General features: G+C 35.0%; 28 protein-coding genes and 1 pseudogene. 15 read left to right on the top strand and 14 right to left on the bottom strand.

The genetic code is table 11. From position 1 onward, the window contains the following. Positions 1-121: 121 nt before the first annotated feature. Positions 122-685 carry a beta-class carbonic anhydrase gene (locus F8162_RS14390; RefSeq protein ID WP_151631675.1) on the top strand — a complete coding sequence of 188 codons (564 nt, stop codon included), beginning with the start codon at positions 122-124 and terminating at the stop codon, positions 683-685. Here the strand turns inward: F8162_RS14390 and yidD are convergent. Further along, a complete protein-coding gene (gene yidD / locus F8162_RS14385; protein ID WP_151631674.1) occupies positions 682-918 on the bottom strand; it encodes a membrane protein insertion efficiency factor YidD in 237 nt (78 codons plus the stop codon). The genes F8162_RS14390 and yidD overlap by 4 nt on opposite strands. Before the next feature lie 128 nt (positions 919-1,046). Here yidD and luxS point away from each other — a divergent pair, with 128 nt between their 5' ends. The 4 genes from luxS to F8162_RS14365 all read left to right on the top strand — a co-directional run bounded on the left by luxS (position 1,047) and on the right by F8162_RS14365 (position 3,415). Beyond that, on the top strand, positions 1,047-1,520 hold the full coding sequence (gene luxS, locus F8162_RS14380; protein WP_001141371.1) for an S-ribosylhomocysteine lyase LuxS: 474 nt from the start codon (positions 1,047-1,049) through the stop codon (positions 1,518-1,520). 122 nt (positions 1,521-1,642) lie between these two features. Further along, the gene (locus tag F8162_RS14375) at positions 1,643-2,407 is read left to right on the top strand and encodes a MerR family transcriptional regulator (RefSeq protein ID WP_151631673.1); all 765 of its coding nucleotides are present in this window, start codon (positions 1,643-1,645) and stop codon (positions 2,405-2,407) included. Continuing rightward, entirely contained in the window at positions 2,404-3,099 is a 696-nt protein-coding gene (locus F8162_RS29330; RefSeq protein ID WP_151631672.1) for a DMT family transporter, read from the top strand. The genes F8162_RS14375 and F8162_RS29330 overlap by 4 nt, the downstream gene beginning before the upstream one ends. A gap of 1 nt (position 3,100) precedes the next feature. Then, on the top strand, positions 3,101-3,415 hold the full coding sequence (locus F8162_RS14365) for a DMT family transporter (protein ID WP_151631671.1): 315 nt from the start codon (positions 3,101-3,103) through the stop codon (positions 3,413-3,415). 27 nt (positions 3,416-3,442) lie between these two features. Here F8162_RS14365 and F8162_RS14360 read toward each other — a convergent pair whose 3' ends face one another. From F8162_RS14360 to ytzI, 5 genes are all read right to left on the bottom strand, one after another. Then, entirely contained in the window at positions 3,443-3,676 is a 234-nt protein-coding gene (locus tag F8162_RS14360) for a YczI family protein (RefSeq protein WP_151631670.1), read from the bottom strand. A gap of 11 nt (positions 3,677-3,687) precedes the next feature. Continuing rightward, positions 3,688-3,927: a hypothetical protein gene (locus F8162_RS29325; protein WP_151631798.1), complete on the bottom strand. Its 240-nt coding sequence runs from the start codon at positions 3,925-3,927 to the stop codon at positions 3,688-3,690. A gap of 347 nt (positions 3,928-4,274) precedes the next feature. Continuing rightward, the gene (locus tag F8162_RS14345) at positions 4,275-4,508 is read right to left on the bottom strand and encodes a YczI family protein (protein ID WP_151631668.1); all 234 of its coding nucleotides are present in this window, start codon (positions 4,506-4,508) and stop codon (positions 4,275-4,277) included. A gap of 167 nt (positions 4,509-4,675) precedes the next feature. After that, positions 4,676-4,906 (bottom strand): DUF3953 domain-containing protein, encoded by a 231-nt coding sequence (locus tag F8162_RS14340; protein ID WP_151631667.1) that lies wholly within the window; start codon positions 4,904-4,906, stop codon positions 4,676-4,678. A 1-nt stretch (position 4,907) separates the two neighbouring features. Continuing rightward, positions 4,908-5,057 (bottom strand): YtzI protein, encoded by a 150-nt coding sequence (gene ytzI, locus F8162_RS14335; RefSeq protein WP_151631666.1) that lies wholly within the window; start codon positions 5,055-5,057, stop codon positions 4,908-4,910. A gap of 83 nt (positions 5,058-5,140) precedes the next feature. Between ytzI and F8162_RS14330 the strand changes: the two genes are divergently transcribed. From F8162_RS14330 to F8162_RS14320, 3 genes are all read left to right on the top strand, one after another. Further along, positions 5,141-5,458 (top strand): hydrolase, encoded by a 318-nt coding sequence (locus tag F8162_RS14330; protein WP_151631665.1) that lies wholly within the window; start codon positions 5,141-5,143, stop codon positions 5,456-5,458. An 84-nt stretch (positions 5,459-5,542) separates the two neighbouring features. Continuing rightward, a complete protein-coding gene (mutTA, locus tag F8162_RS14325; protein WP_000276386.1) occupies positions 5,543-6,022 on the top strand; it encodes an antimutator 8-oxo-(dGTP/GTP)ase in 480 nt (159 codons plus the stop codon). A 112-nt stretch (positions 6,023-6,134) separates the two neighbouring features. Next, positions 6,135-6,674 (top strand): DUF3267 domain-containing protein, encoded by a 540-nt coding sequence (locus F8162_RS14320; RefSeq protein ID WP_151631664.1) that lies wholly within the window; start codon positions 6,135-6,137, stop codon positions 6,672-6,674. 90 nt (positions 6,675-6,764) lie between these two features. On the opposite strand, the gene F8162_RS14315 is transcribed toward F8162_RS14320, so the two are convergent. Next, positions 6,765-7,445, bottom strand: a complete 681-nt coding sequence (locus tag F8162_RS14315; RefSeq protein WP_151631663.1) for an HAD family hydrolase — start codon at positions 7,443-7,445, stop codon at positions 6,765-6,767. A 93-nt stretch (positions 7,446-7,538) separates the two neighbouring features. On the opposite strand from F8162_RS14315, the gene F8162_RS14310 reads away from it, so the two are divergent. Next, on the top strand, positions 7,539-8,651 hold the full coding sequence (locus F8162_RS14310) for a recombinase family protein (RefSeq protein ID WP_151631662.1): 1,113 nt from the start codon (positions 7,539-7,541) through the stop codon (positions 8,649-8,651). A gap of 213 nt (positions 8,652-8,864) precedes the next feature. Then, positions 8,865-9,092, top strand: coding sequence for a hypothetical protein (locus F8162_RS14305; RefSeq protein ID WP_000849118.1), 228 nt, complete (start codon positions 8,865-8,867; stop codon positions 9,090-9,092). Between the two features lie 33 nt (positions 9,093-9,125). Here F8162_RS14305 and F8162_RS14300 read toward each other — a convergent pair whose 3' ends face one another. The 3 genes from F8162_RS14300 to F8162_RS14290 are packed head-to-tail and all read right to left on the bottom strand — an operon-like array spanning position 9,126 to position 11,708. Then, entirely contained in the window at positions 9,126-9,932 is an 807-nt protein-coding gene (locus F8162_RS14300) for an ABC transporter permease (RefSeq protein ID WP_151631661.1), read from the bottom strand. Continuing rightward, the gene (locus F8162_RS14295) at positions 9,925-10,689 is read right to left on the bottom strand and encodes an ABC transporter ATP-binding protein (RefSeq protein ID WP_151631660.1); all 765 of its coding nucleotides are present in this window, start codon (positions 10,687-10,689) and stop codon (positions 9,925-9,927) included. The genes F8162_RS14300 and F8162_RS14295 overlap by 8 nt, the downstream gene beginning before the upstream one ends. Before the next feature lie 11 nt (positions 10,690-10,700). Then, positions 10,701-11,708, bottom strand: coding sequence for an ABC transporter substrate-binding protein (locus F8162_RS14290; protein WP_151631659.1), 1,008 nt, complete (start codon positions 11,706-11,708; stop codon positions 10,701-10,703). Between the two features lie 120 nt (positions 11,709-11,828). Here F8162_RS14290 and F8162_RS14285 point away from each other — a divergent pair, with 120 nt between their 5' ends. The 3 genes from F8162_RS14285 to F8162_RS14275 all read left to right on the top strand — a co-directional run bounded on the left by F8162_RS14285 (position 11,829) and on the right by F8162_RS14275 (position 14,746). Continuing rightward, on the top strand, positions 11,829-12,125 hold the full coding sequence (locus F8162_RS14285) for a DUF3986 family protein (protein ID WP_151631658.1): 297 nt from the start codon (positions 11,829-11,831) through the stop codon (positions 12,123-12,125). An 11-nt stretch (positions 12,126-12,136) separates the two neighbouring features. After that, positions 12,137-12,367, top strand: coding sequence for a hypothetical protein (locus F8162_RS14280; protein ID WP_151631657.1), 231 nt, complete (start codon positions 12,137-12,139; stop codon positions 12,365-12,367). A gap of 234 nt (positions 12,368-12,601) precedes the next feature. Further along, entirely contained in the window at positions 12,602-14,746 is a 2,145-nt protein-coding gene (locus F8162_RS14275; RefSeq protein WP_151631796.1) for an LTA synthase family protein, read from the top strand. 205 nt (positions 14,747-14,951) lie between these two features. Here F8162_RS14275 and F8162_RS14270 read toward each other — a convergent pair whose 3' ends face one another. After that, entirely contained in the window at positions 14,952-15,761 is an 810-nt protein-coding gene (locus F8162_RS14270; RefSeq protein ID WP_151631656.1) for an alpha/beta fold hydrolase, read from the bottom strand. 21 nt (positions 15,762-15,782) lie between these two features. Next, complete coding sequence (locus F8162_RS14265; RefSeq protein WP_151631655.1) at positions 15,783-17,813, bottom strand: catalase; 2,031 nt, start codon at positions 17,811-17,813, stop codon at positions 15,783-15,785. A 184-nt stretch (positions 17,814-17,997) separates the two neighbouring features. On the opposite strand from F8162_RS14265, the gene F8162_RS14260 reads away from it, so the two are divergent. Beyond that, on the top strand, positions 17,998-19,254 hold the full coding sequence (locus tag F8162_RS14260) for an ATP-binding protein (RefSeq protein ID WP_151631654.1): 1,257 nt from the start codon (positions 17,998-18,000) through the stop codon (positions 19,252-19,254). Continuing rightward, a complete protein-coding gene (locus tag F8162_RS14255) occupies positions 19,251-20,471 on the top strand; it encodes an ATP-binding protein (protein ID WP_151631653.1) in 1,221 nt (406 codons plus the stop codon). Before F8162_RS14260 ends, F8162_RS14255 begins: the two co-directional genes overlap by 4 nt. A gap of 77 nt (positions 20,472-20,548) precedes the next feature. Here F8162_RS14255 and F8162_RS14250 read toward each other — a convergent pair. After that, positions 20,549-20,833 (bottom strand): annotated as a pseudogene (locus tag F8162_RS14250) (hypothetical protein); the annotation flags it as partial. A 29-nt stretch (positions 20,834-20,862) separates the two neighbouring features. Next, positions 20,863-21,036 carry a hypothetical protein gene (locus tag F8162_RS28730; protein ID WP_192797621.1) on the bottom strand — a complete coding sequence of 58 codons (174 nt, stop codon included), beginning with the start codon at positions 21,034-21,036 and terminating at the stop codon, positions 20,863-20,865. Between the last annotated feature and the right edge of the window lie 90 nt (positions 21,037-21,126).

Here is a 21,126-nt window from a genome sequence, read left to right as displayed (position 1 = left end):
GAATTATGGCGGTTATCTGAAAATATCTTATTTTTACTATAAAGCAATATCCTTTTTGAGTTTTTTAAATTTTGGTACACTATATACGTAATGTAAATGAGAGAAAAGAGGGTTCTTTACTATGAAGTCATTAGAAGAGATTTTACAATACAATGAGAAATTCGTTGAAGAGAAAAAATACGAAGAGTATGAAACAGGAAAATTCCCAAATAAAAAAATGGTAATTATCTCTTGTATGGATACTCGTCTTGTTGAACTATTACCGAAAGCAATGAATATGCGTAACGGTGATGTGAAAATTATTAAAGTAGCAGGAGCTGTTATTTCCCATCCGTTCGGAAGTATTATGCGTAGTATTTTAGTTGCTGTATACGAGCTTGGTGCTGATGAAGTATGTGTAGTTGGCCACCATGATTGCGGTATGGCTAAAATTCAAGCGAGTAGTACAATCGAGAAGATGAAAGAGCGCGGTATCACAGAAGAGAAATTAGATACACTTCGTTATTCTGGAATCGATTTAGAAAGATTCCTACAAGGGTTCTCTAGTGTAGAAGAAAGTGTAGAACATAGCGTATCAGTACTTCGTAACCATCCGTTACTTCCTGAAGAAGTACCTGTTCACGGTCTTGTTATCGATCCTGACACAGGAAAATTAGATTTAGTTGTGAATGGTTACGACAATTAAGAATTTACTTTGTCATCCTTTTTATCTGGGACAGGATCAAATCCTCCTGGGTGGAAAGGGTGACATTTTAATATACGCTTACATGTAAGCCAAAAACCTTTTAGTGCACCATGTTTTTGAAACGCTTCTACTCCGTAATGAGAGCAAGTTGGATAAAAGCGGCACGTTGGTGGTGTCATTGGAGAAATGAACTTTTGATAAAAGCGTATAATCCCAATAAAAATCTGTTTCATAATGGTCTCCTTCTCAGCATAGTCTTAAAGTATTATAGCACGACTGTACATAATACTTTACTAATGTCTAATTCCGTTATATCATATTGGTTATAAAGGAATTAAATTAAAAGCGGGAGAGATGTTGTATGCCATCAGTAGAAAGCTTTGAATTAGATCATACGATTGTAAAGGCGCCTTATGTAAGACATTGCGGAGTTCACAACGTAGGTAGTGACGGTATTGTAAATAAATTCGATATTCGTTTTTGCCAACCGAATAAACAAGCAATGAAACCAGATGTTATTCATACGTTAGAACATTTATTAGCATTTAATTTACGTAAATATATTGATCGTTATCCGCATTTTGATATTATCGATATTTCACCGATGGGCTGCCAAACAGGATACTATCTTGTAGTAAGCGGAACACCGACAGTTCGAGAAATCATTGATTTATTAGAACTAACATTAAAAGATGCGGTTCAAATTACAGAAATTCCGGCTGCAAATGAAACACAATGTGGCCAAGCGAAGCTTCACGATTTAGAAGGAGCACAACGCTTAATGAACTTCTGGTTAAGCCAAGATAAAGATGAACTTGAGAAAGTGTTTGGATAAAGAAAAACTGCCTGTGAAAGGGCAGTTTTTTTATTTGTAGAAATGTATGTTATGAAGTGTATTGACTCTAACGTATACGTCAAAGTTTATAGTAGAGATAAATAAAGTAAAGGGAGGAAATGATGGATAAGTATAGTATTGGTGAAATTTCAAAAGAAACGAGTGTAACGACGAGAACACTTAGATATTATGAGGAAATTGGATTGTTAAAACCGTCTTATGTTGCTGATTCAGGATATCGTTACTATTCAAAAGATGACGTAATTACATTGCAACAAATCACAACTTTTAAAAAGCTTGGTTTTAAGCTTTCAGAAATAAAAGAAGTATTAAAAGAAGAAAAGGGGATTTCAGAAGAGGACAGATGGAAACGTGCGATTCAAAATGAAATTCAAACAATACAAGGGGAAGTAAAAAGGTTACAGGGTTTAGAAAAGCTACTATATACAACATTTCATTCCATTGAATTGACAGGAGAGCTTAGAACAGAAGATTTAATGTTGTTTATAAAATCAGTACAAGGAATTGATCAGAGGGAGAAATTTTGGAAAAGGTATTTTAATGAGGAAGAGCAGCAGATTATTCAAGGCTTACCAACATTTGAAGAAAACGATAAAAGAACGAAAGAGTGGCTGCAAGTATTAAGAGAAATTCACGAGCGTATAAATGAACCAATAGATTCACCAGAAGTTCAACAATTGGCGGAAAAAGTAGTGAATTTCTCCATGCATGTATTTCAAGAAGATGAACAATTAATAAATAAATATTGGGAATTAATTAGACCTGAAGAGGGAGAGATGGCAAAAGTGTATGGACTTGATTCGGAAACAATGAAGTATATAGATGAAATGGTGGAGTATTATTTGAAAAAGGAGGAAGATAAATGACAGCTATGCAAAAAGAGAAGCTATATGGAAAGGAACACGCACGATTAGAGCGGCAATACTTTTATAAACATGTGGGCATTTTCATTCTTGCACAGCTTTTATTTATTTTTGTAGTAGGGCTTGTACCAGCTCAAGATTTGCCAAGCGGTTCTTATTTTCTTCATATGAAAGAATGGATTTTGAACAAACAAATCGGCTTTTATCAAAATGAAACTGTTAATACCATTGTCAGTGTTTGGACATCGGTACTTATGATTCATTTTATATGGGCGATGTCTTACATTCTTTTTCCGAAAAAGAAACGTAGCTCTTCAAAACAAGAAATACGACAAGAGGTAAAAGAAGAAGTGAAAAAGAAAAAAGAGATTAGTACAAATAGGGCGTGGCTGTATTTAGTATTTGGAGGCTTAATCGAAATATATTGGGCAACGGGATTAAAAACAAATTCGATGAGTATTTTGACACTTATTGCAATCTTAGCTAGTTTTCATCTATTAATTGAAGCAACTAAAAGAATTCCAATTGGAACGGCATATGCAGTATTTACTGGAATTGGGACAGTGGGAACGATAGTAGTAGATATTGTGTATTTTAAAGAGCCATTTTCGTTTATTAAAATTTTCCTTGTTTGTTTATTAGCATTATTTATTATCGGATTGAAATTTAGTGGCGACAAGGAAGAGGTGAAATAAAATGGCGTGGATGTATTTAATTATAGCTGGGCTTTTTGAAATCGTCGGTGTAATTGGGATAAAGAAAGTAGCAAAAAATAATAATTGGACGAATAATATTATTTTAATAGGTGGCTTTATTATTAGTTTTCAATTTTTAACGATGGCACTGCAAGAAATTCAATTATCAATCGCATATGCAGTTTGGACTGGAATTGGGACGCTCGGGGCAGCGGTTGTCGGTATTTTATTTTTTCAAGAACCGAAAAATGCTTTTCGGATTATTTGTATCGTTGGAATTATGGGGACGATTATTGGGTTGAAAATGGTGAGTTAAAGAAGAGCGAAACATGCTCTTCTTTTTTTATGAAAGTATACTAGTAGACACCCCAACATATAAAACAAAGGCGGAACCAACAAAATAAACAAATGCTTTTGCTTTTTGCCGCTCTTTTATTTCATCAATTCCAAAAAGGATAAACATAATACTTAAAAGGATAAAGACGTAAGGTAAAAGGATGGTGAAGTTTGCAAAGAAGCTAAATAGGGCAAGAGAAAGAGCGATAGTGGCTATTATAATTCGAATATTTTTTAACATGTAATCCTCCTTTAAAAGAACAGTATAAATGGAATAACAAAAATAATCGTAAAAAGACTTAAACCGGTGCTAATAGCTCCAATTTGTTTTTGCTGTTTTTGAATCGTCTCAATTCCTACTAAAATGCCATATAAACTAAAGAGGAGCAAAATGATAGGTGAAAAGATTTGAAAGTTCATTGTAAATGTGCTGTATAAACATAAGATCAAAGTAATAAAAACGATGATGAGTTGTATTTGTCTAATATGTATTTTAGCCCTCCTTAGTAGAAAAAATAGTTACCGAGAGAAAACAAGTATAATTGTTAAATTGCTTACAGTTTCACTCTACATATAGCGAAAGTAGTTCGATATTAAAACAAAGAATATAAGGCCAGAAACAAAAAAAAACGGAATACTCATTGATTTCCGTCCGGATTTTAATTCATTCATTCCTAGAAGAATAAAGCTACAACTAAGGACGAATTGCATGTAGGGGAGAAGTGTGAAATTATCGGTAAAAAAAGCATAAGTGCACAGAGCGAGTCCGAGAAGCATGAGAAGTGCTAAAGAAATCCGTAACCCAGTTAGCATTGTAGCCCTCCTTTTAAATAAATAATTTACCGAAATAGTTCTGAGAAGCCAAGAAGTAAAGCACCAGCTCCAGACATAAAAGCGAGTATGCTGCTGGATTGTCTATGCTTTTTTATTTCTTCCATCCCTATAGTGAAAGCCATAGCCCCTAAGAAAATGAACATGTAAGGCATAATAATTTCTCTGTTACCGCTAATAAAACCATAGATTGCGATAGATAAGGCGATAAGTGAAAAAGTAATTCGAGCTCCTTTTAACATAAAGTCTCCTCCTTCTATTTTATCCCGCATTTAACGGGCAGTAAGACCCCCACCTCAAAATTCAGCGAAAGCAAAGAAGTTAGGTGGGGGTCGGGCTGCCCGTTAAAGCCCGATTGGTTCAACTAATAATCAGTGGGGGATGAACAAAATCTCCACTGATTAAAGTTTCACTTTATGTAGGTAATAATGAGGACAATCCAAGAGAAAGCTCCAGCAGTAATACAAATAAAGCCTGTTCCTGAATCTTTTTTCTTTATTTGTTCAATTGCAATGAGACATAGTAAAGCTCCTAATAGAAATTGTGAAATTGGTAGAAAGTTATTTTGACCTGTATAGAGTCCAATTGCGGACATAATTATTACAGTGAGTGCGATTAGAATACGAAATACACGAAGCATATTATGAACTCTCCTTATTATTTTTTGCATAAGGGTTATCTTCTGGTTTATCAATAGAATGTTTATATGCATAGCCTTTATTAATCGTCATGACGGAGAGCACTAGTATGACTAGGACGATGATAATACCGATAATTAATATTTTGAACATGAAATCCCTCCTTTTCTTTATTTTACATAATTTTGTAATTGATGAAAACAATAGAAATTAAAAGGATGAAAGAAGGGTGTTACATGGCGCAGAAAAAAACATATTATATATCAATAGGAAATGGTCAAATTTCACAAGTGAAGACGGCGGATACGTATAATTTTGAGATTTCCGCAAGTGATGAGGAAATTACGGAGTTAAGAGAGTACTTTGATCAAGCATATGTAGAGGATTTAGGTTCATTTGTACGTTCTCACGTTCCATTTGTTGAGTATCATCACGATTCAAATAATGACCGATATGATGAACAACTACAAAAAGCATATAAAATGATTTACGATTTAGGAAATCATGAGACGAAAGAATTAGTCGCGCAAATGGGAATAATCAATGGATTATAATTGGATAATATTATGCAGAAAAGCGAGAATATGCTACAATTTGTGGTAGGAAAAACTTGTAACCATCAATAGGGGAGTAATGGCATGTACAAATTTAAAGATTATTACCACAACACTGTACAATTATCGTTTGAACGTTATCCATTTTCTCCTGAGCCAAAGCATGTTTGGGTTGTATGCCGGTATGGGGATCAATGGTTATTAACACATCATTTACGTCGCGGTCTTGAATTTCCAGGTGGTAAAGTGGAACTCGGGGAAACACCGGAAGAAGCGGCAGTTCGAGAGGTTCATGAAGAAACCGGCGGCATAGTTTCTGATTTAACTTACTTAGGACAATATAAAGTATCTGGAAAAGACAAAATAATCATTAAAAACATTTATTTTGCAACAATTAGTGCGGTAGAAGAACATACGCATTACGAAGAAACGAAAGGCTCTGTTTTATTAACAGACATTCCTGACAACATTAAAACGGATAGAAAATTTAGCTTTATAATGCGCGACGATGTATTGGCGCGCACGATGAAACATATAGAAGAAATCGGCTGTTTTACGAAGTAAAGTGGCCGGTTTCTTTTTTTGTGTGTAACAATAAATGTAAATATATCTTTATATTATTTTTGGAATATTATGCAATTTTGTAAAGATATATTTACATTTCAGGAGGGGAAAGATGGATAAAAGAAAAGAAACGACTGTTACTATTTCGATGGTTAAATTAAATATCTATGCATTTCTTATCATATTTGTTTTAGCATTTGGAATTAGTTTTTTGCATGCATTTCTTTCAGACGGGGTTCAATTGGAATTTACGTTACCAACTATATTTCTTTTTATTATTACAATGCTTGTTCTCATTTGTATTCATGAAGCGATACATTTAATAGGGTTTCGCTATATCGGAGGCATTCCATGGAGTGAGCTAAAATGGGGCGTTAATTGGAAATTAGGTGTTGCATATGCGCATTCTAAACAGGCGATTACAGTAAAGCAAATGAAGAAAGTGTTAATGCTGCCGTTTTTACCAACTGGAATTTTGCCAATTGTATTGGGATTAGCTATGAATCTGGAGCCACTCTCATTTTTAGGAATTTTACTAACAGCAGGTTGTATAGGTGATATTGCCCTATATCAAAAGGTTTCAAAGTTTCCAGATGATGCGCTAGTTCAAGATCACCCAAGCAAACCACAGTTTACAGTATATGAATCATAAAGGAAGAGGAGGCGCTAGAGTAGTGATCTCCTTTTGTCATTGTCATTTTTTGTCGGTAAGTCGATATATTGTAAAAATCGCTGATATAATCTATTTACTATTGTAATGTTTTACTTCCACAGCTAAAAATGAAAGAACTTCTAATAGATCGTCTACCACACGCGAATGTTCAAAGTCACCCCAAAACAAATCTCTCTTCCACACACCAAGAATTCCTACTCGTTCAGAACCAAGCACATCGTTTTCTGGATGATCTCCAACGTAAAGACACTCTGCGGCCTTAACGTCTAGCTTTTGCAAAGCTCGTTCGAAAATTTCAGGATGTGGTTTTTTAATTCCTTCCGCTTCGGAAACGAGAACTGTATTTGCATACGTATGTATGTTTAGTGCGCGGAGATTGTTCATTTGAAAGTCAGTAAAGCCATTTGTAATAATGCCAATTTTAATATTTTGTTGTGTTAAAAGTTGAAGTAATTCATGCATGTTTTGGAAAGGAATACAATGATGTTGAAAATTTGTAATGTAGTCGTGCAGCAGTTGCTCTGGCGTTAAAGTGGTAATATTGTATTCGCAAAGGAGAGTAGCATATACTTTATCCTTCCAGGTGTATCCATTATTATCAAGTTCAAGAAATCGAGAACAATACTCGAATTTTTCTATGTTCATTAAGTGAGAGGCGAAGCGATTATATTGATCGTAAATAAATTGTTCTAGAGATTGGCGCCGATCTAATAGTGTTCCATCTAAATCGAATAAGACTGCTCGAATCATGAGAAACCTCCTTACAGTTTTCATAATTAATTATCGCATATTCGTCAAAAAATGATTATGATATTTTTGTAGAATGGAATAATGGAGGCTTGTATGAAGAGACTGTATGGTAAGTTAGTAGGAGTTATCGTCGCAATGGGTTTAATAGCAGGATGCGATAGTTCTATGAAGAGCGTGAAAGAAAAAGAAATTTGTAAGACAGAAGAAGAATGCGTGGAAATAGGAGATAATAAACTGCAAAAAGTATATGAAAAAATAGATGGATTATCTGAGCTTGAAGCAGTAGAAGATTATGATATAGAAGAGCATGAAAGTGCGGATATGAAAGAAGCAGAACAGAAAAAAGAAGATGATGAAAATTATTTCTTTTTAGCTTCTTATTATATTGATGGTGATGAAATTGTAGATCCTTATTTTGAAAAAATAGAACGGAAACGTTTAAATAAAGTATTCGCTGAGGATAAAGAAGCGAAAGAAGAGGTGCTACAACAACGTCAAGATAGAGGGTATCATGAAGACTTATGGGATATGTACCACACCCTCATTCCAGCTAAATATCGCGGGAATATAACAGAATTTGATTTAATAACGGACGGTTATGACGGTGTTGTTGCCCATGTTATGCCTAGTATGGAAGATCCGAAAGATTGGGTTCTTAGCTTAGATACGCTTGATTCGGCGGTAAATATCGATGAAGTGATGAAAACATTAATTCATGAGACGGCTCACGTGTTGACGCTCGGGCATAAGCAAATACCAGTCGATGAAAACTATGTAAAGGCTTTTGAAGAAGATAAAGATATTTCAATGTACCGAAATAACTGTGAAACTCTCTTCTTACAAGAGGGATGTGCGAAGGAGAAATCTTATATTAATCAATTTTATAACTCTTTCTGGAAGGACATTGAGCAGGAGTGGACAGAAAAGAAAGTGGAAGAAAGCGAAGAAACTCAAATTGAATTTTTTAAAGAAAAGCATGAGGAGTTTGTATCACAGTATGGCACGACAAATGTAGCGGAAGATATTGCAGATACGTTTACAGCATTTATTTTGCAAGATTCAAAAAAGGTGAAAGAAGGATCGGAGTTAAAGTATAAAAAAATTGCGTTTTTCTATCAGTTCCCTGAGCTTGTAAAAATGAGAGCGGAAGTGTTGTCGGGATTATATGATGTTTCGAAAACGATAGAACAGCAAAGTGGACACTAATGCGAGTTATATAATTTAACTAAGAAAACGTAAAGAATTTTAGTTCTTTGCGTTTTTTTGTTGATAAAATTGAAAATTCTGTCTTTTTGTTAAAAAGAAGAAGGAACTAGAGCTATAAAATAGAATTAGTATAAAAATGTCACAAATTAGACACAATTATAATGCGCATATTGTAGGGACTATAAGTTTACTCTCAAGGAGGTAATGAAACGTATGAAAACGATTCTTGCGGTTGCTGGTCTCATTTGGGTAATGTCTCACGGTTTTCCGATTTTTGAAGGAGAGCAAATTCGTAGTGCATTAAATAAAAAGTATGATGATTATCATGTAATAGATCGAAAAGAAAATGTCGTTACAGTACGTGTGAAAGATTGTTTCCATACAGTTACAGTTGCGGATGGCAACGTTACAAATGAAACAAAGATGTGTGATAAAAGGTAAAGAAAGAAGCTGACTATAGTTTATCGTCCTAAGTCAGCTTCTTTTTCGTTTTCCAATTAGAAGTTTTTCAAATGCCTCAACAAACACATACATAAGTGTTGCGAGGACACAGGTGAGTAGTACGCTCAGTAAAACGAGCGTGAAGTTGAAAACTTGGAATCCGTAGCTAATTAAGTAACCAAGACCTTGTTTAGAGACGAGAAGTTCGCCAAATATAACACCGACCCATGATAACCCAACGTTTACTTTTAACGTTGAAATAATTGCTGGGAAGGATGCAGGGAGAACGACTTGCTTATAACATTGCCATTTATTTGCGCCAAATGTGTCCATCACTTTTATATAGTTAGAATCGACTTCTTGAAATGCGCTGTAAATAACGAGAATGGTAATGATGATGGAAATAATTACGCCCATTGCAATCGACGAAGAAATATTTGGGCCGAAGATTACGATGATAATAGGTCCAAGTGCCACTTTTGGCATGGCGTTTAGGACGACGAGATATGGATCAAGTACACGGGCGAGAAGTGGCATCCACCAAAGGAAAGTAGCGATAATAGCCCCGAGCACTGTTCCAAGAATGAAACCTACTCCTGTTTCAAGTAATGTCGTCCATATATGGACCCAAAGCGAACCGTCAAGCCATTTACTAAGGAAGAGAGTCCAAATACTTGAAGGAGAGCTAAAGAGTAAAGGATCAATCCACTCTTTTTTGCTAGCTATTTCCCATAGTGCAAAGAAAAGAATGAGCAGTAAAAGCTGCAGTGAGCGTGCTAACCATGCGCGCCTACGCTCTTCCTTCCGAAACTGTTCATGTAGTTGCTTTATATTATCCAAGGCGCTCCAGCTCCTTCCATATATCTTGGAAGAGGTTTGGGAAATCATGGTGGTGGCGTGATTCTAACGGTGATAAGGAACGGATGCTTTCTGGGACGATAAATGTTTTTGCGATTTTTCCAGGGTTCGCTTGTAGTAAATAAATACGATCACTCATTGCAATGGCTTCTTCAATATCGTGTGTTACAAGTAGTGACGTTTTTTTAAAGTTACGTAATAATGTGAAGACGAGATCTTCTAGTTTCAACTTTGTTTGATAATCGAGAGCCGAAAAAGGTTCATCTAGCAATAAAATTTTCGGATCGGTCGCTAACGTTCGAACGAGAGCGGCACGTTGACGCATACCGCCGGACAGTTCACGAGGATATTGATTTTCTACATCATGTAGACCGACTTGCTTTAAAAGCTGTAAAGTATGTTCTTTCGTCTGTTCATTGTAAATTTTTCGGGTGTGAAGTCCAAGCATAATATTTTCTTCAATTGTCTTCCAAGGGAACAAGTAATCTTGCTGCAACATGTACCCCATAGATGAGGTTTTTGTTGTAATGGGCTCACCATCTAAAAAGACGATACCTTCAATTGGATCAAGTAGCCCAGCAATAATGGAGAGGAGTGTCGTTTTGCCGCAACCACTTGGACCGAGTATAGAAATAAATTCGCCTTCTTCCACTTGTAAGCTCATATCTTCGAGAATCAGTTTGGCATTCTCTTTTGCGAAAAAGCAGTGAGAAACGTTACGTATTTGTAAAAAGCTCATACACTTCGCCTCTATTTCTTAATAACGCTTTCGGCAATTTTTGTATTGACGAGCGCTTCATGTGGAACTTCTTTTTGTAATTCGCCAGCTTCTTTCATAATCGTTTGGAGCTGTTTCCATTCCTCAGCATCTAATAGCGGATTTGTCGCATAAGAATGTTGTTTTTTATACCGTTCAATTACTTTTACTGTAATGTCTTTTGAAGTGTCTTTAAATAATGGAGAAACGGCATTAGCAATCTCTTCTGGACTATGTGTATCAACCCATTGTTGTGCTTTATAGAGAGCACGTGTGAATTTTTCAGCAGCAGCTTTATCTTTCTTTAAGAAACTTTCTTTTGCCATGAATGTTGTATACGGAACAGTACCAGATTCATTTCCGAACGAAGCGACGATATATCCTTTTCCTTCTTTTTCGAATATACTTGCAGTTGGTTCAAAGAGCTGTACAAATTCCCCAGTACCAGATGCAAAGGCATTTGCAATGTTAGCAAATTCGATGTTTTGAACTAAGTTCGTATCTTTATGAGGATTAATACCATTTTTCTTTAAAACGTATTCCCCAACCATTTGCGGCATGCCGCCTTTACGCTGTCCTAAAAACGTAACACCTTTTACGTCATTCCAATTAAAAGAGTCTAATTTTTTACGCGAAACTAAAAAGGTTCCATCTGTTTGTGTAAGTTGTGCAAAGTTAATGACAGGGTCCTTTGCACCTTGTTGATGAACGTAAATGGACGTTTCTGAACCGACGAGAGCAATATCAATGCCGCCAGATAATAGGGCGGTCATCGTTTTATCTCCGCCAGCTGTTGTTTGTAGGTCGATATTTAATCCTTCATCTTTAAAAAATCCTTTTTCAATCCCGACATATAACGGGGTATAGAAGAGAGAATGGGTAACTTCGCCGATGCGAATGTTTTGCGTTTGTTCTTTCGTACCTTCTTTTTTACTGCTGCAAGCAGCAAATGTGAAAACAGCTAGTAACATGATACAAAAAACAGCTATTAATTTTTTCACTATATGACACCTCCTAGAAGTCACTCTACAAGCATGATATGTAGGTAAGTGCCCATATGTGAGTATAGATAGCAGGAATTTTTTGGGTGATAAAGAAGTACAAATATAAGGGGTGATAAAATGGAGTACGAATATGATGATAGCGTACATTTACATCTTGATTATTTCGGAGCAGAATGTGATATGGAATCGATTGCTTATAAAAGGAAGAATGAAGACGTATGGGATGTGTATTTTAATTTTGGTGCATATGGTCTTCAGAAAGATGAAATCGAGACAGGTAGATTTATGGACGAATATGCTGGTCATTACGTTTTTTCTGTACATGCTCGCGATCTTAGCTGGGAATTTGGAAGTGCTCAATTTGAAGAGTGGGTTTTGAGAAATCAAATAGTAGAAAAATCGCTGCAAAAATAGGGAGGAATTTTGTGGTCGATTTTCTCATTTTATTGTTCATTTTCGTAGTCGGATTTTTTATAATGCAAGTACTCGTTTACCGATTTGCAAAGAAAAACATTCAAAAATATACAGAAATAAAATGGATTCATATGTGGCTAGAGATGAATATGAAAAAGGGCCCGAGATTAGATCTTTTTGATTTTGTAGTTATCGTACTTGTATGTATTATATGGAAAGTATGGATGTATTCTCTTATATAATACGTATGCCCACGTCTGTTAGAATGAAGGAGAACCTGTCAGTGTTGGTAGGTTCTTTTCTTATGGTAATATTTTCATGAATTATAGTTCATTTATTATGCTACTAGAATATAGAAGAGATGAAAAAGTTGTATTTTTTAAGGGGAAATTAAGGATACATGTGTATATTACAAGCACATAGGGAGACTAGCTGTATACAAATATGTTATTTTGTATATGACAATATGTTTGTGGATGCGAGACGAAGGGGTAAAGGAAAGAGGGAATAAATTGCGTTTTAATGTTTTTACACAGCGACGAAGAAGAGATGAATTTCATTTTAGTTTTTCGGCTCAGCAACCGAGAAATAATCTATTAATTTCTATCATTCTTAGTGGAATGTGGGCGATCTGTTTAGAAACGCTATTGTTTGTTATGTTAAGGTCTTTCGAATTTGAGAGAACTAAAGAATTTTTCAATGGAACAATACAGCTAAGTATACTCATTATTATTTTGTGGGGTGTACTACTGTACATCATTCATTTAAATAAAGGTATTGGTCATAAGCTTAGGCCGGCTATTCGAGTTTATGTCGTATTATTTTTAATTGCTCATACAATGAATTGGATGTATATCATCGTGCAGGAAGATATGAGTCTTATAGCAGTAAATGCATGGGTGTATTTACAATATGGCCAGTATATATTAAGCCTGCTATTTATTTATATGGTATACGTTTTTGCATATAATTTGCTTGGAAGAGTTTTCTTAAGTACAACGATAACTAGCTTAGTTTTAATTATTTTTGTGATGGTGAATCATTTTAAGCTCATTTTTAGAGGAGAACCATTTTATCCGTCTGATTTCACACAGGTTGGTCATATGGATTCCGTTATACCAATGGTTATGGATTATTTCAGTTTTAGGACTATATCTTTTACAATAATTAGCATTGTTTTGATTGTGTTTGTAGTTATGTATATACGAAAGTATATTCCAGTTATAAAATCACATATTATTATGAGGGTTATTTTCATATGTGGCTCTGCGTTTATGTTGTATGCATATAGTAACTATCCTACTACCTTTATGAATAATATATTTACAAAAGCTGGGGTAGACATCCGTGCGTGGAATCAAGCTACAAATTATAAGGTGAATGGTTTTGTTATTGGATTTTTAAGTAACTTAGATACGACAGTTATTAAAGAGCCAGAGAAGTATTCAAAGGAAAATATGCAGCAAATTGCAAAAGATATAGAAAAACAATATGGCGGTAAAGTAAAAGCGCAAAAAAAAGCAGAGAAGCCGAACATTATATTTATTATGAGTGAAGCATTCTGGGATCCGACAAAATTAACAAATCTGTCATTTAGCGAAGATCCAGTGCCAAATTTACATCATTATATGGAGAATTTTCCAGGAGGCCAAACGATAGCTCCTACATTTGGAGGAAATACAGCGAATACAGAATTTGAAGCGTTAACGAGTTACTCGATGAGTCTTTTAATGCCTGGGTCTATACCATATCAACAAGCTATTCCAAGCCAGAAAGAAGTGCCATCTATTGCAAGTGAATTGAAAAAACAAGGGTATTATGCAAGTGCGATTCATGCTTTTAATCGATCGTTTTATAAACGTGAAGATGTATATAAAACGTTGGGATTTGATAATTTTAATGCAGAAGATACGATGAAAAATAAAGAAGTAGTGGGAGACAACATTGGTGATTTATCTATGAGTAAAGAAATCATAGATGAATTAAATAAGAGAAAACAACCCACATTTATTCATGCAGTGACGATGCAAAATCATTTTCCATATACGCCAAATATGTTTGGAGAAAATAAAATAGAGATTAGTGGATTAACAGAAGAGGAATCAAAGGCAGAGTTAGAAGCATATACAGAAGGGGTAAGATTGTCTGATGAAGCGTTGCAATATTTAATCGAGCAGCTGGATGATTTAGACAGGCCTACTTTATTAGTATTCTTTGGAGACCATTTGCCTATGTTAGGAACGAATAAGTCTATTTATAAAGAAGCAGGATATATAGAAAATGAAGAGACAGTAAGAGAAAGATTACTTATGTCAGAAACGCCATTGTTAATGTATGCAAATTTCGATTTGCCAAATGACAACCTAGGTTTAGTAAGCCCAATTTATTTTTCTAATCTTGTTTTGGATTATGCAGGACTAAATCAATCACCGTTTTATCAATTTTTATCGGAAATGCATAAAGAAATACCGGTTCTTAGAGATGAGTTAAAGGTTAATAAAGATGGAGAAGAGATAACAGATTTAACAAAGAAACAAAAAGAAATGTTAGAGCAATATAAAATGATCCAATATGATTTACTTGCTGGAAAGCAGTATAGTAAAGATATACTTTTTAAATAGAAAAACAAAAAGAACTTGTATAACGATACAAGTTCTTTTTTATAGTATTTAACGGGGTAACCAGACAAGCTGGGGTTAGGGAGTATTACCTGTACATTTAGTATAAATGATAATGTAACCGTTTTATTGATTGATTTGTGAGAAATATGTGAATTTTAGTCTTTTCAAAAACTGCATTCCTATCATACGATTTGGCATAGACTTTTTATGAATTCAAAAACTTTATAAGTTCTTCATTTAATTCATCCGCTTGATCGATTGGAGAGCCATGACCGCTATTTGTAAGAGGGTGTAACTGAGAATTTTTAATCCGCTTTTGCGTGAGTTCAGCGCTTTTGTATGGGATAAGTTGATCGTGAACACCGTGGAATATTTTTGTTGGGACGTTAATTTTACTTAAATCTTTCGTTACGTCTTCATTTGCGGCTGCTTGCAATATTTTGATGAGAGCGTAGGAAGCAGACTGCATACCGAGATAAGAAAACCATTCTAACGTAGCAGACCCTAAATTTCTATTGAAAAATGATAAAGATACATCATTTAAAAATTTAGGCAGATTGGCATACATTTGATTAATAAGGGTATCTGCTTGTTCTTTTGGGACACCATAGGGAGATTCTTCATTTTTAACGAAAGAGGGGGAAACGGCATCGACTAATACAAGTTTAGAAATACGGTGACCATTATAGCGAGACATGTACCGAATAGAAAGAGCACCACCTACTGAAAACCCGACTAATGTAGCATTTTCGACTTGAAGTGCTTCTAGAACAATGGCGATATCGTCTGCTAAACGATCGTATGTGTAACCAGTCCAAGGTTTATCAGATTGCCCGTTTCCGCGTATATCCATAGCGATGCAGCGGAAACCGTGTTGTGGTAACACATTGAGTTGATATTGGTACATTTGATGATTTAAAGGCCAGCCATGGACGAAGAACACGGTTTTGCTACCGGGTCCGGGATTAACGTCTTGCACAAAAATATGCACATCTTTCTCGGTAGTAACAAACATCAATTATCCTCCTATCCTATTCTATTCATATGCTCTATCCCAAAAGCGTTGTTTCGTCATAGCTTTAATAAATTCATTCGCCAGGAGCGTAGGATTTTGTTCTAGTAAGACACCAGGCTTTCCTTCAATATTTAAAGATTGAATAACAGTAGATCCATTTTGGAAGGCACCAATTGGCTTAAAATGATTATATGATTCTACGACAAATGAACTCGCTTTATTAAGAAACTGTTCATCGAGGTTTCCTCCAATAAGAAGTAGCCCGTCATAAAGAAGTGAGGATCCTGTTAAAAAAGTATCATTCACGTCCCAACGTACATTTTGCGTTCCTTGTACAATACCTAATCGTTCGGAAACGATCACTGGTTGCAACCCAACTTGTTTGAATTGATTTAGTATATATTGCGCGTTTTGTCCGTCATATCCATTTGCAACAATGACACCTACTCGTAATGTATTAGGACTAAATGTCGTATTTGCCATACTGAGTGCTGGGGATGATTTCGTAACGCTCGATTCTTGGATATTTGGGACTTTTGCTCCGACCGCTTCAGCGACTAACGTAGCTAATTCAGTACTAATATGTCCAATCATATTTACGACTTGTTGACGGACGGATTTACTTTTTACTTTTCCTAATTCAAAGGAGAAGGCTTGCATAATATGAACTTTTTCGACGTTACTCATACTATTCCAAAATAAACGTGCTTGAGAGAAATGATCTTTGAAACTGGCGGCTGTTTCTCTCGTTTTATGCCCTGATACAGTAGAAGGATATGTAACGAATCCACCTTTTGTACCGGGGACAGTGTAAGGCGTGTTATTTGCTAAGGAATTATTATGGTAAGCGATTTTTCCTTTATCAATTATATATTTAGACGCACCATCTCTTTGATTGTTGTGAAATGGACATACCGGACGGTTAATCGGTAATTCTTGATAATTTGTACCGACGCGTGCCAATTGGGTGTCTGTATAAGAAAAGAGCCTACCTTGTAAGAGCGGATCATTGGTGAAATCAATACCGCGGATGATACTTCCAGGATGAAGTGCGACTTGCTCTGTTTCAGCGAATACATTCTCGACGTTGCGATTTAATGTCATTTTTCCGATGATTTTAACGGGGAAATCTTCTTCAGGCCAAATTTTTGTCGCATCTAATATATCGAAATCGTATTTAAATTCATCCTCTTCTTCTAAAATTTGAATGCCAAGTTCGTATTCAGGATAGTTTCCAGCATTAATATTTTCCCATAAATCACGGCGATGGTAATCTGGGTCAGCACCACCTAATTTTTGAGCTTCATCCCAAATTAATGAGTGAATGCCGAGCTTCGGTTTCCAGTGAAATTTTACGAATCGCGACTTTCCATTTTTATTCACTAAGCGGAATGTATGAACACCAAACCCTTGCATCATTCGAAAACTTTTTGGAATGGTACGATCAGACATAATCCACATCATCATCGCAGCGGATTCTTGGTTATTGGCGATGAAGTCCCAAAATGTATCATGTGCTGTTTGTCCCTGTGGAATCTCATTATGCGGTTCAGGTTTAAGGGCGTGAATAAGATCAGGGAATTTAATGCCATCTTGAATGAAGAAAATGGGAATATTGTTTCCTACTAAATCAAAATTTCCTTCTTCTGTATAAAATTTAACAGCGAACCCCCGTACATCTCTATTGGTTTCATTCGCCCCTTTTGATCCAGCCACTTCGGAGAATCGAACAAAAAGGGGTGTTTTTTTTGAAGGGTCTTGTAAAAAGTGGGCCATTGTTAGCTCCTCTAAAGATTCATATAGCTCGAATATACCATGTGCACCGTATCCACGTGCGTGAACGACTCTTTCAGGAATTCGTTCACGATCAAAATGAGCAAGCTTTTCTCGCATTAGGAAATCTTCTAGAAGGGTAGGACCACGATCGCCAACGGTTAAAGAGTTTTCATCATTTGAAATTGTGACACCTGTATTTGTCGTCATTTTCTTTCCTTCATTCTCACGGGTGAAGGATTCCAGTTGTTCTGTTTTTTTATTTTTTTTGCCGTCCATATAAAACACCTCCCATAATATACGTATTATTGTTTATAGCTTTTATGCTTATATATAGTCTGAAGATGCTTTGCTTTATTGGGATGATTTTCCTCAAATGTTCGATTTATCTTTGTTTGTCTATGAAAATCATTTATTATAATAAATGGTATTCTTCGAGATATTATTTTGAAGGGGTGTTGAAGTGAAAGGAAGTTTTCTATCATATAAAGAAGAAGAAAGGAATGCAAAGATTTTTTTATGGGTGCTATATGTCATTGTTGTTTCATACCAAATTTTCTACGCAATCGTATTAGAGAATAAATCGCTAACGGATAAGGGACATAGTATACTATGGCAATTTATTTGCGGAACTGCAATACTCGGTGTGAATGTATATTTAATAAAAAAAGAGAAAGCGAGCCTTGTTAAATATACATGTGTATTTGCATACATAGGAATAGAAATCGTTAATATACTTTCGTATATGCTTTATAATGAGGCGGCGTTTGATGGAGTAAATATAATAGAAATTATTTTCATCTTCTTTGTACCTATATTTTTAAATAAAAAATATTTTGTTTTTTTACTTTCGACCATTGTAGGGAAATATGTTATTTATTTATTTGTATTAAAGGAAGTAAAAGGGTTTATGTTCCTCATTATGTATACACTCGTATTAATAGCGGCATACATCATTTTAAATCGATTTATACAATACCTTTCAGCGGTAAAGGAAAGTATTAAGATTGCTAGTGAATCACAAAAATTAGCAGTAATCGGAAAAATGGCAGCGACAGTGGGACATGAAATTAAAAATCCACTTGCTTCATTAAAAGGGTTTACGCAATTACAACGAGAGAAGCATGGGGAGGACCCTATTTACAAACAGATGATTTTTGAAATAGAAAATATGAATAATATGATAAGTGAGTTAATGGAAGTTGCTACATGTAAACCTTCTGTTTATAAGAAACATAATATAGGTGAAATTGCATTACAAGCAGTAACAATTGTTCGCGAAAAAATGAATGAATCTAGCGTCCAGTTTATTTCTAATGTGGAAGAAAAGAAGATAGAAGTTGAATGTGATGAGCGGAAAATAAGAGGAGTCTTTCTATATGTCATAAAAAATGCTCTGGAGGCAATGGAGCAAGGTGGCACATTAGAGTTACGGTTAGAAAACAAAGGACAAGATTATGTAATGCTAAGTGTAATTGATAATGGTTACGGTATTAAGAAAGAAAATTTAGCTCGTGTTAAAGAGGCCTTTTATACAACGAAACAAGATAAAATTGGCCTAGGACTTACGGTAGCGAATCGGCTTGTTACTGAGCAGCATCTTGGTGAATTACATATTTCAAGTGAAAGAGATATTGGAACTAAAATAGATATCGTGCTCCCGAAGCAACGTAGAAATAATGCAATACAAGTGGGAGAAACGCTAGGAGTTACCATATGAATAAAGATGATATATTTAAAAATGAAGAAATAAAGGCATTGAAAATATTTTTAAGTTTATTTTTTGTTATATTTTTTGTATACGATCTTGCCTACGAATTCATTGTACCTTTAATAGGAGGAGAGCAAGAAGGAGTAGGACAATTTGAAGATGGTTTAGGTTTATGGCTCTATTTTCTAATGGTAATTTTGTTTTGTATTGGAGTATACTTCATGAAATGGAAGAATCCATTTGCAGTGAAATATATTATTCTAATTGGATATAACCTATTAGATTTTATCCATAATTTTATGATTTACTACGGTAGTGATGCTGAGTTTGATGGTGGAAATATAGTAGAAGGATTTTTTATTTTATTTGCCCCACTCTTTGTGAATAAAAGATATTTTTGGTTAGTTCCGAGCATACTTGTTGGGAAATACGCTCTTATAGGAATCATTATTCACTCGTCACTCGTTTTAATCCCGATGGCATTATATAGCGTATTTACTATCATATGTTGGATTATGTTTTTAAGGTTTCAATCTTACGTTCGTACGCTTGAGATGATGGATAAAGAAATACAACAAACAGAAAAGCTAGCAACTGTTGGGAAAATGGCTACAGTTATTGGTTACAAAATTAGAAGACCTCTAGTTAATTTAGATAAATTTGTTAATAAGCAAGCGATTAAATATCCAGAGGATAAAATATATAGTGATATTATGAAACAAGAAGTAGAACGAATTCATACAATCGCTACAGAACTTAGTGGATTTGAGAAATCTAAATCAATAGAATCAGAAGTTCATAGTATAGAAGAAATTATCGCTTATGTTATCCGAGTTATGGGGAAGCCTGCTTTAAAGCAAGGAGTGCACATACAAGGTATTTATAGTAAAGATATACCATCGATTACATGTGATGAAAAACGATTAAAACAAGTATTTTTTAATTTAATTAAAAATGCGATTGAAGCAATGTCAGTTGGCGGAACGATTACGATTAAAGTGACTGTAGAAGATGCAATCATTGTTCAAGTTAAGGATGAAGGATGCGGTATCCCAAAAGACAAAATTCCGAAGCTAAATGAAGCTTTTTACACAACGAAAGAAACGGGAACAGGTTTAGGTTTAGTAGTCACAGAAAAAATTATTAAAGACCACAATGGTAAAATGAGTTTTGAAAGTGAAGTTGGGGTTGGAACTACGGTGAAGGTTATATTGCCGATATCATGAAAAATTATTTTTAAAAAGGAGATCACTTATTTGGGAGTGAGCTCCTTTTTTGTGGAATGAATTGCTTTAAGTGTGGGTTATAGATCAGTGATTAGAAAAATAGAATATACAGCACTCGCAGTAATTCCAGGGGTAATATGAAGGGATATAGCATCGCCTCTTGAAACGGGATTTCCAGTTGTAATACTAGTCCAAGTTACAGTAGCAGGACCTATTGCTGGAGTAGGATTAAATACTTGAATTTGTCCCGATCCAGTATCTGTCGGTTTAATTGAAAATACCATAGTTCCAGTAATTTTGTCTGTGGTAGTTAAGGTGATAGTAGATAGGATGTAACTAGAGGTAGGGGCAGTGAGGTTTGTTTCTCCCGCTTAAAACAATTCTTACCTTGTTAGTTTTTCTTATTTTTTATAGCAAAATAGGAAGCAGATAGGAAACAAATAAAGCCTAAAATCCAACCAATAGAAGGAGAATAGGGAAGCATATGTTGTAATACCATTCCACTAGAAATAAAAAAGCTACCGAGTAGACCTAAGAAGATGGGGTATCTCAGTAATTTAAACATGAGTGATATGACCTCCTTTATAACATATATTGTATATTAGTCTTAATTTTCTGTATATATTTTTTAAGAAAAATGGTGGTACAATATATG

Origin of the sequence: Bacillus sp. CH140a_4T, from assembly GCF_008923725.1 — a bacterium.
Lineage (GTDB): Bacteria > Bacillota > Bacilli > Bacillales > Bacillaceae_G > Bacillus_A.
The sequence above is the reverse complement of the archived record's forward strand: the minus strand, read 5'-3'. Positions and strand labels throughout refer to the sequence as shown.